General features: G+C 39.3%; 9 protein-coding genes. 3 read left to right on the top strand and 6 right to left on the bottom strand.

What is annotated here, in order from left to right:
* Positions 1 to 16: 16 nt before the first annotated feature.
* From A3K91_RS09950 to A3K91_RS09925, 6 genes are all read right to left on the bottom strand, one after another.
* Complete coding sequence (locus A3K91_RS09950) at positions 17 to 2,044, bottom strand: tyrosine-type recombinase/integrase (RefSeq protein ID WP_157769652.1); 2,028 nt, start codon at positions 2,042 to 2,044, stop codon at positions 17 to 19.
* Between the two features lie 101 nt (positions 2,045 to 2,145).
* Complete coding sequence (locus A3K91_RS09945; protein WP_062845117.1) at positions 2,146 to 3,351, bottom strand: hypothetical protein; 1,206 nt, start codon at positions 3,349 to 3,351, stop codon at positions 2,146 to 2,148.
* Positions 3,338 to 5,776, bottom strand: coding sequence for a site-specific integrase (locus A3K91_RS09940; protein WP_062845116.1), 2,439 nt, complete (start codon positions 5,774 to 5,776; stop codon positions 3,338 to 3,340). The genes A3K91_RS09945 and A3K91_RS09940 overlap by 14 nt, the downstream gene beginning before the upstream one ends.
* Positions 5,773 to 6,282 (bottom strand): hypothetical protein, encoded by a 510-nt coding sequence (locus A3K91_RS09935; RefSeq protein ID WP_062845115.1) that lies wholly within the window; start codon positions 6,280 to 6,282, stop codon positions 5,773 to 5,775. Before A3K91_RS09935 ends, A3K91_RS09940 begins: the two co-directional genes overlap by 4 nt.
* A gap of 601 nt (positions 6,283 to 6,883) precedes the next feature.
* Positions 6,884 to 7,507: a hypothetical protein gene (locus A3K91_RS09930; protein WP_062845114.1), complete on the bottom strand. Its 624-nt coding sequence runs from the start codon at positions 7,505 to 7,507 to the stop codon at positions 6,884 to 6,886.
* 14 nt (positions 7,508 to 7,521) lie between these two features.
* A complete protein-coding gene (locus A3K91_RS09925; RefSeq protein WP_167541799.1) occupies positions 7,522 to 8,619 on the bottom strand; it encodes a tetratricopeptide repeat protein in 1,098 nt (365 codons plus the stop codon).
* A gap of 159 nt (positions 8,620 to 8,778) precedes the next feature.
* Here A3K91_RS09925 and A3K91_RS09920 point away from each other — a divergent pair, with 159 nt between their 5' ends.
* From A3K91_RS09920 to A3K91_RS09910, 3 genes are all read left to right on the top strand, one after another.
* Positions 8,779 to 10,311: a type I restriction-modification system subunit M gene (locus A3K91_RS09920; RefSeq protein WP_062845112.1), complete on the top strand. Its 1,533-nt coding sequence runs from the start codon at positions 8,779 to 8,781 to the stop codon at positions 10,309 to 10,311.
* Positions 10,301 to 11,500, top strand: coding sequence for a restriction endonuclease subunit S (locus A3K91_RS09915; protein ID WP_062845111.1), 1,200 nt, complete (start codon positions 10,301 to 10,303; stop codon positions 11,498 to 11,500). The genes A3K91_RS09920 and A3K91_RS09915 overlap by 11 nt, the downstream gene beginning before the upstream one ends.
* Positions 11,501 to 11,639: 139 nt before the next feature.
* Positions 11,640 to 12,791 (top strand): PD-(D/E)XK nuclease family protein, encoded by a 1,152-nt coding sequence (locus tag A3K91_RS09910; RefSeq protein WP_062845110.1) that lies wholly within the window; start codon positions 11,640 to 11,642, stop codon positions 12,789 to 12,791.
* Positions 12,792 to 13,050: the final 259 nt, after the last annotated feature.

Genomic DNA, 13,050 nt, shown 5'->3' with positions numbered 1-13,050 from the left:
TTTGGATACAAAAAACTTAACTCACAATAGATAGTTTCTCATCTGTGATTAGCATCATATGCACAAAAAACCGTAGTAGCGGCGAGTATTGCCATTTATTCGTTTGATCTCTAGGATCTCGGCTAGCAATACCGATATGAATAGCTTCTATCGAGTTTTTAGACTGCCGCTTAATATCTTGATAATCGGTAGGTGACATATTTTTCATCAACAAGGCTTCGTTGCTACTTGTCAGCCAATGTTTCAAAGGCAGCAGTTTTTCCGCAATATCAATGAAACGCTGCAGCTGTTTCTCATCTCCTTTCCCGAATGGTAGGTATGCTTTGCTATTAGATATTTTTTGACTACATATCTCAATGAACCATGCCCAGTCAGTCCCTGATTCTTCTCGTAAGCGATAGGCATTACTTAATAAAAGCGATAGCAATCTTAAGTCACTTTGGTATTGAATGTTCAGTGGACTCAGTACGGAATTCTTTGAATCTGATAGCTTAACAAAGCGAGGTTTGCCGCGTTTGGTAGTGATGTCGGCAACCTCGCTGGCACGTTCTATTAAAATGTTTGCATCGTGAATAGAAATATTTGCTAACTGGGCTGCTTTATTTAATGAAATCTCTTTATCATAAGCCTGTAGTAGCAGCTGTACTCGGTTTTGCCCATAACGACCAAACAACTCATTAGTGTCTAGTGAGTTGGTGCTCAAGAGAAGTTGCTTATCACAGCTTTCGATCGTAAATTTCGGTGACTTGCGTTTGCCTTCTATAATATTTTTAAATAAAAGTGTACGCATGCTAGGTATGCTGACGCTACTATTACTAACAGTCGCATTATTTTCCTTAAGCTTTTTATTAGTAAAACTTGTTATGTTATACAGCGTTCGCTCTGGCAATGTTATATTTGCTTTACTAAGCGCATAGGTTGCCATCAGCGTGGCAAAATGGTTGTAATACTCAAAGCTACGCTCAGGCGACAAGTGACCCATAATACCTGATAGGGCGTACCAGCGATCTTGTGCATCGATATGCTCTCCAAGTAGGCCATGCTTTATACGCAGTATGTCGTTTTTGTCATAGTCGGTTAGTGCCTCTATAAGATCCGGATGACCTAATAGCGCTAAAGATAGGTTACTCACAGCCGTATGCCTAAACCCATGAAAGGTATGCTCTGCCACATTATCATCTACTGATATGTCTTTTAAGACTCGTTTGAGTAACTGTAGAGGAACATGGTCATCAATAGGGCGCTGATTTGATGATAAGGTAAAGATAAATTTGTTTGAAGTGCCGCCGATATTACTTTGCACAAAGTTCATAAAGAAATTCAACTCATCATGCTTGAGGAGGGCAAATAAGGGAACGCGGCGAATACTACTTTGAGTCTTAGTTGGACGGTAGCTATTGGGTCTGATTATCACTGAGGGTGTGGCTGTTTTTAAACCTTCGATATCATTATACTTAAGTCCCAACAGCTCTTTTTTGCGCATCCCAGTACGATAGACTAAGATAAATAAAAGCGCGAACATTTCCCGCTCCAATATATCTACAGAACCCAGTATCTGCTTAATAATGGCTTGGTACGCTTGTGGTGATATCAGCTCTGCACGTACACGTCGACCATTTTTAGACTGTTGGAAGTTCACGGAGGGTAGGTTGTATTTGCTCTTAGCAAAGTTGTGCATACTCTTCAATAAATTGGCAGAGTATCCAACGTCAGTATTGTTCCGCACAACAGCTTTGTACTCTAAAATATCTTCATAAAGTTCCTCAAACTCTTCCTCTGACCAAATATCAAGCGGCTGCGCAGTTGTAAAATACAACCATTCATAGCCTATGGTTCTGATATATTTCAAAATAGACTCATTACTAAGCGATTTTGACTCCTTTCGATCTAATAAGCTTAATACCCAATCTAATAAAATCTTTTCACTTAAGTCATCATATTGCTCATAACGTTTTTCTACTCTTTCGATAAGGGTGTACGGAGTACTGTTGGGTTTTTTCTTCTTCCGTTTTTCATCCATTTTGAAGTCTTTAGTGAGATTCATAATTAAATCAGACTTTCTAGCCTCTATCTTTTTGGTAGAACTGTTAGGCGTCTCTTTTTGCATAATAGAGTTTTTGCTGATAGACAGCGTCAAAATATGTTCTAGATATACGGCTCCTCTTTGTACTGATATTTTTGGTTCAAAAACAGACCAAAGTCCTGCGTGCTCAGTCCAGTAGTGTTATGCATACCTCGCAGCACCCCAACTGAAGCATGATCAATATCAGCGCCATCGAGCATCTCCCAGTGATAACTGGCGTAATATAAAAACCTTGAAAAGGGAAGTGGCTTAATACCCAAAGGCTTGATCACGTCAGACAAAGCCACGGTCAAGTATCGTTTTATATTATCTTCTGACAGCTTGGCAATGATATGTTTGATTTCTGCTTGACTGCTGTTTTTATGATAACGCATCAGCCAACACTGACTGACCACATCTACAATGATTTGCTTGGTGTTATAAAGCTTGTCACTTCCTTCTTCGCGCTCGTTACCAAAACGCCTTTGCACAAAGCGCGGCGAGACTACTATCCTTTCTTTAATGAATGGCTGATACTCTTTGGCGAGCAATGAGGTAAGCCACCCTTGAAGCATTTGTACCTCATTGATACCGCCATATACAATCCCTGAGAATATCAGCCAGCCTATGATTTCCTCTTGGCTGTAATCGGTTGTTTGCTCCCAATTATGCTCTACTGCGCGAATAATTTTGACCAGTGATTTGCCGTTTTTGACCCAGTCGTTATTAATAATCAGCGGATTAAACTTTATGGGCTGCGGCGCGATTATCTTAGGATAATAGTGTTCTGCAAGCATGTAACGTTGATTTTGATAATCAATAAACTGACTGACAGTTTGCCATGCTTGTTTTAAGGTTTTGGTTGTTTTGTAGGCTTGAGAAATTTTATCCTGAACAATAGCTTGAAACTTATCGAACCCTTCGCCAGATAAAGGCTTTAGCTTATTAGTAAAATCACGCTGAAACTGACCTATCACTTGGCTTTGAGGCAACCATAGTTTATCAGCAAAACTTACAGGGCTCGATATAGCCAAGAAAGTACGATTATCTGGACAAAGCACTTGCCCGTAATATTTATTAAAAGATTGGGTGAACCTAACGTTGCCAGGATATTTTTTAAGCAGTAATTCCCACTGAGTCTGTAGATCGGCTAATAGCTGTAGTTCACGTTTTCTTGCAGGGTTACTATCATCAATTACCGAAGGATATGGCACGTAGCGTTTTTTCCTACCATCAAACTTTGCTAAGCCATCAATGATTTTTGGCAGATGGATATTATCTATTAGCATGATCTACCTCTACATGTCTTCTCTGTATATGACTGAGTTTAGAATAGTTTTTAATTTCTATAAGGTTTAATTCTAGCTGCTCAGCGATCTGCTCAAATACAGGTGCAGCACGTTTAATATCTGCTTTACTGCTTGAGGAAAAACGCCCCAATACTTCTTGACGGGCTTTTTCATGACCAATAATAGTATTGATTAGCGGAAGCTGAACACTATGCTTTTCAAGCTGAGTACGCACGAAGTGACGTGTCCAGTAAGGGTTGGCGTCAATGATGCTTTTGGTCATATGATAGGCGTCACCGCGCTTGATATCTTTTAGATTATTCACACTTGTAGATAAAAGCTTTAAGAGTGCTTCATCGTTACCTAAGCGGATACTATCAATAGTCTTACTAATGTCATGCTTTAATTGGTGCTTAGCCTGATAGTCGATTAGATAGTCTCTATAGTCTATCAAATGGCGTACAAGGGTAGGGCATAATGGAATTAGGCGATCACTTTTTACTCTTTTGACGGGCTTATCGTTGATCTCCAGCCAGCTCATATCAAGATCGATATCGTACATTTTGCCAAGGCCATTGTTTGGTCGCACACCCGTTAAAATGCAAAAGATAAACCATACAAAAATACTGGTTCGATTAAAGTGCTCTTCATCATTTAAACTTTGATTTAACCAGACTTTGAGTTTATCTATAATAATGCGAACGGTTTCGAGCTTAAGTGCAAACCCTGAGCCTACGGTATATTTATGCCAAGGGGTAATATAGGATAAGTCAAAATCACCTGTATTATTTAACAAGTTTAGCGCTGATTTATAGTGAGCAATAAGCGCTTCGCTGGTGTGGCTACTATAGTACATCGCAGGAGCATGTGGCGCAGGCGTACGACAGATAATATCGGCGATATGCCCATGGCAATCTGGCGTATAGCGAGAGAGTATGACATGTAGTGAGGTCTCTATACGATTGACAGATAGGTTCGGAAATCCAAGGCTGGTACGCAAGTTGGCAAGATAAGCCGTAAAATCTTCTTTCACCGGCAACTCGCAATCAAGTAAATTATCTATCAGCCACGATGGTAGTGGAATTTTGATGGTATCGGAATGATTTTCATAATCCTTTTTGGCCAGTGTTTGGCTTGTGGACCTTTTGGTAATACCTAAGCTGTGTTCAATGTAATATCTTTTACCTTCAACATTAAAAATACGAGGATGACCGATATAGCCGGATATTAATAAGGACTTAACTGGCAGTCCAGTAATCATAGATAATAGTAAAATACCCGCACAGGTTTTATCAGTCTCTGATTCTGGTAAGGTGCTTGCATCTTGGTTGAGCGTCACAAATAGCGCTTGGTAGCCGGAAAGGGAGAGTAAACGCGTGTTAGAGTTGAGCGCAAGATTGCGCTGGGACATGTAGTTTTGCTGTAGCGATAAATCTATAGTTTGTAGCGGTATAGAGTTTTTGATTAACGGGTTTGGATATTCGCCATAGCTGACATAGGGCGCCTCATAGTGGTCAATACGCTCTTCAAAGCTGGTAGTTAACCCTTCATAGCTTTCAGTATTAGCTTCTAAAAATGCAAGATCTATGGCGATAGCGCTGTGTTCTATATCATCACGTGTGTAACCCCATGCATCATTGCTGAGTGTAGTAGTATTCCAGTTGTGACTCGTTGCAGTAGAGTCTAAGGGTAGTCTTGATGTGTTATCTGCTAGGTTGATAGCTTTAATTTTGATATGTTTAGGTGGTTTCTTACGCTTGGGTCTAGGCTTGCGTAACGTATGCGCATTTTGATAGGCGGTCGTTATTTTACCTATTTGGTTTAGTTTGGCTTTTTCATCAGAGTCATCTTTTTTTACTTTCTTACTTTTTTTCTGCTCTAATAGATCATTGAGGATGGTGGATATATACTCTACACTTATGGTCATCTGAGGTAAATAGGGTAGTTCACGCCAAATCCATGTTCGTCTGGAAGATCCTGAAAACTGAGCCTGTTTGAATTGCATCAGTATATCTTTAGTATCAGTTTTTCTATTGTGAACGATAAGTAGAGCTGCTGTGTGCATCGCTATGGATAACCAAACTAGTTGTTGCACTGATTGACCTAACTGTCGTTTAATTACGATATCTTGCATTAGGATAAGCAGTTGCATCATCAATGGTTTTCGTGCCAAATCCTTACGATTGATTTTCATATACTTATCGGCAACCGGTCTTTTTTGTAGTGTTTGTACGACAATTTCTGATAAATACTCAATCGCATTGTCATCCCGCTCATAACTATCATCTACTGTAGTAATAATGGTAGAGATAGCCTTTAAGACAGATTCTGGGTAAACAAGTGCTTTATTACTCTTTAGGTGAGTAATGGTCTGTGCAGACAGCCAGTGTTCCTCATTGGGCGAGGTATCATCATTTTTCGTCATAAAACACCCTTACAAAGTCGCTTGTAATAAGTTTGCTCACTTATATTTATAAGCCGACAAAATGTAGCAATAGTAAAAATATTTTTACCAAATAATTTTTCATTCATCTCTCGATCTAAGACCTGGTTTAGCTGCGCATAAATGAGCTTGATATCTATCTTCTTGTTATGTTGAGCAATGAGCTTGGTAAGTTCGTAAAAACTGATGTCAAAATCAAACTGATTCTTTGATATATTTTTTACGGCTACTTCTTTTCTTAATACATCAAAATCAATATAAGGACTTTTTGCTATATGAAATAGCTCAAAGTTATTGAGCAAGAACCACTTTTCATCTTCTTTTATAAAGCCGGTAAGTTTTAAGCAAGTATTACTTTGCTCAAGTGCGATAGCTTTGCTGTCAAGAAGCGGCCTAATATGGCCGGTATAAATATCAAACAGACTCATGACTTGTGGATATACAAGCACATTGAGTATTTGTAGCTTAGCGATCGATAGTGGTTTCATATCTTTCCTACTAAGATATCGAGTTGATGACTTGGTCGTTATACCCTGTGTATTGACCTCCACTAATAATTTACGAGTATTAGCAAACAATTGAAAGCCAATTTGTGAGGTTTTGAGGCAAAAACTTAAATTAAGCGACAGTTAATGACGCCTTGCTACGCTTCTAAGCTTTTGTAGACAAAATTGATGACAATTCTATCTATAGTGACTCAGGAATTAGCTAGAGTTTGTAGGTGTATAAATAGATAAGATAACTAGAAAAATAGTTTAGGGTGATAGCTTGGATGTGGAAAGTGGAGCGAAAATGTTCTATTAATAGAAGAGTAAAGCTTAGATACCTGATACAGATTGACCTGTAATTCTAAGATGTCAAAATAGGGTTTAGTGTTATTTCAAATCACTTCTTAAAATTTATAATATTTTTCATTCTTAATTCATATAGCTCAAGCTACTTTTTGTTCAATGAACACATACATGACAGACTCGATTAATTATCGACATGAAAGAAATGTTGATCATAAACGCGAATATCTGTGTGTTTAAATCGTATAAATTTGGTGGCAAAGACAGGTGGTTTGTACTGAAAGTAGCTTTGACACCATTATTCACTCATATAGTTTATGATCTCAAAGCTATTTTCAGCGCAAATACTGCATGGTTCTGTATAGATATCAATATCTATACAGAACCATGCAGTATTTGCGCTGGCACGTGATAGGGACCAAGTTAAGTTATAAAAATTAACTGGTATATTTTTGCTACTATCTGAGTAGATACGTTCAGTGACAAACTGATTTGAATCGCCAACAGTCGCTACTTTAGGAATAGTTACGCTTTGAGTTGCTATAGAATATTCGCCTGAATCTTTGGTAAAACCGTGGAAAACCAACGGATTCAAAGTAAAATAGTTTACACCTACTGATTTATCAATGATCTGCCCTTCGACTTTGCTAAGCCTGACTACTTCAGCACTCTGTACCTGCTGATTATTGAATACAGTTGTACCTTTGGGCATGACTGTAAATTCTTTTGCCATTTTTAGACCATACATAACAGTAGACAGATCTTCACTACGCGTTTTTGTATATATGTTATTCATTGCAGTCTGAACGGGAAATTCAGTCACGGTTTGATTGCTGTTATTACTCGTTATCCCTGTATTCATTGCTGTTGTGCAAGCGCTTAAAGCTAGGGTAGCTAGTAGATAGAATGCAACTGTTTTCATATGGTTTATTTCTATTATTGGGTTAATTCTAAATATTGCTTACAGCTATAGCGATTGCCGTTTTGACAGGCTTTACCGTACCATTTGATTGCTTCAGCATTATTTTTAGCGACACCATCACCATTGAGGTATAACGACGCAAGCATTGCTTGAATTGAGTGGTCGTCCTTACCGCTCTCTACTATTTTGTTCAACCACTTAAAAGCTTGTGTATAATCCTGTTCGACATCATTACCATGGTAGTACATCCATGCTAGACCTGTTTGTGCCAAGACATTTTTTTGATTTGCTGCTTTTGTATACCATTTTAGGGCTTTTTCATGATTTTGCCCAACGCCTTCACCTCTAGAGTACATTCTTCCCAGTTCCAGTTGAGCAGTATCATGACCTTGTTCAGCAGCTTTTTGATACCAGTATGCCGATTTTTTATAGTCTTCTTCAGTACCATAACCATCATAGTACATAAAGCCTAGTGCATAGTACGAACGAACAGCATATTCACTATTTCGACTCTCTGTATTCGCCAGTTTTTTGAAAATCTCAAGCGCTTTTTTCTGGCTTTCGTCATCGCCATAATGGTTTTGATAGTCATACGCAAGGTGGAACAAAGCAGGGGCATAACCTTGTGCTGCTGCTTTCTCAAGCCAGTATTTTGATTTTTTTGGATCTTTAGGTGTTTCATTACCGTAAGCGTATATTAACGCTAAGCCAAACTGCGCTTCTGCCACATCTTCTTTAACTGCTTTTTGATACCATTTAAAAGCTTTGGTATGATCTAGCGGGACATATATACCATCATGATAAATACCGCCAACTTTCGCTTGGGCGATAGCGTTACCTTGGTTAGCTGCTTTTAAATACCAGCTAAACGCTTTTTCAGCATTGTCATCTACGTCTTTATCTTCATTATAGAAGTCGATAGGTTCATTATTAAAAATACGATAGTCTGGTCTTACGAGCGTCTGATAGTGCTTAGCAAGCCCAAGCTGAGACTGAGAATCGCCTGATTCAGCTAATGCTTTAAGAGACTCAAAATCCGCCGCTAATGCTGACCAGCTGATACTCAGCGCTATTATTGCTGTCGCCATTTTTTGGATAAAATGTCGTGTCAAAACCATTTTTTGCCTCAAAATAAAAATAAACAAATGTTACACCACTTTCGAAGAATCTCATAATTAAATGCTTGTCAGTTTAAGATATCCATATCAGACCCTGCTATCATTACCTCACTATAATTATTCACAATTTTCCAAAGTATTTAGGAATCATCAATGCCCGCCAGCCAAATCAATCAAGACGATATCAATAAAGCCGTCTGGAACGCCTGTGACACCTTTCGCGGGGTTATCAGCGCCGATACCTATAAAGACTTTATCTTAACCATGCTGTTTCTCAAGTACTTATCTGACGTCTATCGCGATGAGTACATCAAGTTAGTCGAGCAGTTTGGCGACAACCCTGAACTGATCCACGCGATGATGTCCAAGCAGCGTTTTGTCTTGCCTGAGGGCGCAAGCTTTTGGGATTTATACGAGCAGCGTCATCAGCCGGGCAATGGTCAGCGCATCGATGAGGCGCTACACGCGATTGAAGAAGCCAACGGTACGAAGCTCAAAAACGTCTTCCAAGACATAAGCTTTAACACCGACAAACTCGGTCAAGAAAAGCAAAAGAACGAGCTACTCCGCCACCTATTAGAAGACTTTGGCAAAGACATCCTTAATCTAAGTGCTGAGCGTGTCGGTAGCTTGGACGTGATCGGTAATGCTTACGAGTACTTAATCAAGCACTTTGCCGCCAGTAGTGGGGCGACGGCTGGTGAATTCTATACGCCGCCCGAAGTGTCCAATTTGCTAGCGACTATCCTTGAGCCTGTCGAGGGTGATGAAATCTGTGATCCGGCTTGTGGTTCGGGGTCGCTACTCATTAAGTGCGGGGCGATGGTACGCAAAAACTCAAATTCTAAGAAGTATGCGCTATACGGTCAAGAAGCCATCGGCTCAACATGGGCACTGGCCAAGATGAATATGTTCCTACACGGCGAGGACAACCACCGTATCGAGTGGGGCGATACCATTCGTAATCCGCTGCTATTAGGTAGTGACGGCAAGCACTTATTACAGTTTGATGTGGTGACCGCCAACCCGCCGTTTTCACTGGATAAATGGGGACATGACGATGCCAGCAGCGATCCCTACGGTCGCTTTCATCGCGGTGTACCGCCCAAGACCAAGGGCGATTATGCCTTTATCAGTCATATGATCGAAACGCTCAAACCTGCCTCTTCATCAAAACAAGGCGGCCGCATGGGTGTGGTCGTACCGCATGGCGTGCTATTCCGTGCGTCAAGCGAAGGCAAAATCCGTCAGCAACTGATCGAAGAAAACTTGCTCGATACGGTGATTGGTTTACCCGAAAAGCTATTCTTCGGGACAGGTATTCCAGCGGCTATTCTACTGTTTAAAAAGAACAAAACTGATGACACGGTACTGTTTATTGATGCCAGCAATGAGTTTAAATCAGGTAAAAACCAAAACCAGTTGACTGAAGACAATATTGCTAAAGTCATTGAGACCTATAAAGCGCGAGAAAGTGTCGATAAATACGCGTATTTATCGAGCTTTGATGAGATAGCGGATAACGATTTTAACCTAAATATTCCACGCTATGTCGATACGTTTGAGGAAGAGGCGGAGATTGATTTGGATGCAGTGCGGTCTGAGCGTCTTGAGTTAAAGGCTGAGTTAGATAGTTTAGAGACTGAGATGGCAGGGTTTTTAAAGGAGTTGGGTTATGGTGCCTAATTTACTGAAACCCTCACAACTAGGGGGAATCCCTAAAGATTGGAAACGCGTTAGACTTTCTGAGGTTATGAAAGTTAGGCAAGGTTTACAAATTGCTATCTCTGAACGACTAAAAGCTCCAACGAGTACGTCAAAAGAATATATAACTATCCAGTCGATTAAAAAGACGGATCAAGATCGTGAATATGTAGAAGCCCCTTCACAACGTGTTATTTGTAATAGAGATGATGTGTTGATGACACGTACTGGTAACACAGGCATTGTTGTCACGGATGTCGAAGGTGCGTTTCATAATAATTTTTTCTTGATGGACTTTGATAAAGATAAAATTGACAAAACTTTTTTAGTGAACTATCTACGTTCACCCAGAGTCCAACATTTAATTTTAACTAAAGCTGGTGCTAGCACTATTCCTGACTTAAATCATAAGGATTTTTATTCGGTAGAATTTCCTCTAGCTCCTGTATTGGAACAACAAAAAATCGCCAACATCCTATCCACTTGGGATAAAGCGATTAGCACCACCGAGCGTTTGATTAATAACAGCACCCAGCAGAAAAAAGCCTTAATGCAGCAATTACTAACGGGTAAAAAGCGTTTGCTAGATGACAAGGGAGAACGGTTTGAGGGTGAGTGGGAAACTGCTCCTTTGAAAGACTGTGTGACATTCTTAAATGGAATGCGCAAACCTATTAAGCAAGAAGATAGAGCTGATATTCAAGGTCAATATCCCTATTTTGGTGCAACAGGCATTATTGACTATGTAAACGACTATATTTTTGACGATGAATTAATTTTGTTAGGTGAGGACGGCGAAAACATTCTATCAAGAGTAGTTCCTCATGTGTTTATGGTTTCGGGAAAAATCTGGGTTAATAATCATGCACATGTCATGAAAGCAAATAAAGATAAAAACTCTGAGTTTTTGTGTATATATCTCGAAAGTCTCGATTATAGAAAGTTTAACTCAGGATCGGCTCAACCTAAAATCAATAAAGCTGTATGCGAAAAGATTCCAGTTCACTTCCCTTCATCAAATGAGCAAAACAAAATTGCCACCGTCTTAACCAATGCCGATAAAGAAATCGAGTTGCTTGAGCAGCAATTGGCTGATTTGCAGCAAGAGAAGAAGGCGCTGATGCAGGTGTTGTTGACGGGTAAGAAGCGGGTGGTTGTTGATGGATACTGATTTGAAACTCAGGCTCATAGCTAATAATAAGTTTTGATTATCGTGGTGCCCTTTAAATGGTGAGCTGTGCACCATTTAAAGGGCACCTCTAGAAAGCACTAATCCAACAACATAAAAACGATCGATAAAAGGAATTACAATGACATCAGTGCAAGCTCCCTATCATCTTAAAAGGTTTAAAGCCCTTATAGACAAATTTAGAGCATTAGACTTTACGGAGGAAGAGCTGAATTTATTTGATATTGGCACAAGAGGGCATTTTGAAAACCCAACGACTGAACTGCTCAGCTTCTTTTTAAATTCAGCCAACCATCATGGTTTGGGTCACAGCTTCTTTAGAGGTCTAGAGTCTGCTATCGCTAAAAAAAACATACTATCCTCTTTAGGTGCTTTTGAGAGTGTAGAGACAGAAGTGGTTACGCAAAATGGCAAGCGTATTGATTTACTCGTAGAAACTGACACTGCGTTAATAGTGATTGAATGTAAAATCTACCACCATCAAAATAATCCTTTTGATGAATATACAGCCTTTGGTAATGAACGTATTAGTAAGAAAACTCAACACTCAGCTCCAAAGACGCTCATTAAACTGGTGCTTTGCCTTGATGGTAATGTGAGCGTAGATCTTGTAGTAGGAGGTTGGCATGGCATCTCATATAACGAGCTGGTTCAACATATCGAAATAGAGTTATCACAAACTATGTTTAATAATCCTTATAACAAATGGACTTTGTTCGCCAGAGAGTTCTTACTACATTTAAAAGGCTTAAATACCATGACCGCAATTAATAAAGACGAAATTTCTTTTTTAACTGAAAACTTGAATGAGTTTGCTCAATTAAGCGACTATATCTATAACAATCTGATGCATAAAATTGGAACCAGAATTTCATCAGACTTAAATGCCAGTGACCTAGAAAATTTTGAATGTAAAGTGAAACACGCTAAGTGGTATGACTATGAGCCTGTCATTAAGTTCACTAATCTTAATTGGACAACAGGCTCTGATATCGTGTTATGGATGAAGGCAAGTGATAATGATGTTTCGCATAAGATTAATTTACATATTGGCAAGCAATCGGATGAGTTGACAGAGAAATTTAAAGATTTAATTGGTGATTCATGGTTAAACTTGGATAATAAAATTTGGTATGAAACAAACAATACTTTATGGGGCATATCTTGGGCATTTGAAACGTTTGATTTAGATGATCTGTCTGCCAAAATAATTGAGTTAATGCGCCATTTAAATGATTTAGAGTTAAAATACCGTCCAGCATCGGCTGAATAAATATTCCTTACATATTGTCGTCGACACTCTAAGCATTGTCTATATCTGCACGCCCTAAAAGAACAACAAAAAGTCGCGACTGTCTTAACCAATGCCGATAAAGAGATTGAATTGCTTGAGCAGCAATTGGCTGATTTGCGGCAAGAGAAGAAGGCGCTGATGCAGGTGTTGTTGATGGGGAAGAAGCGGGTGGTGGTTTGATATAGACGAAAGTTTGCTTAAATTGATGATTTAGCTGATACTTTAGTGAATTCTAATT

It is taken from the genome of Psychrobacter alimentarius (assembly GCF_001606025.1).
GTDB classification, from domain to species: Bacteria; Pseudomonadota; Gammaproteobacteria; order Pseudomonadales; family Moraxellaceae; genus Psychrobacter; species Psychrobacter alimentarius.
Note: the sequence above shows the minus strand (reverse complement) of the source record. Positions and strands in the feature narration are given on the sequence as shown.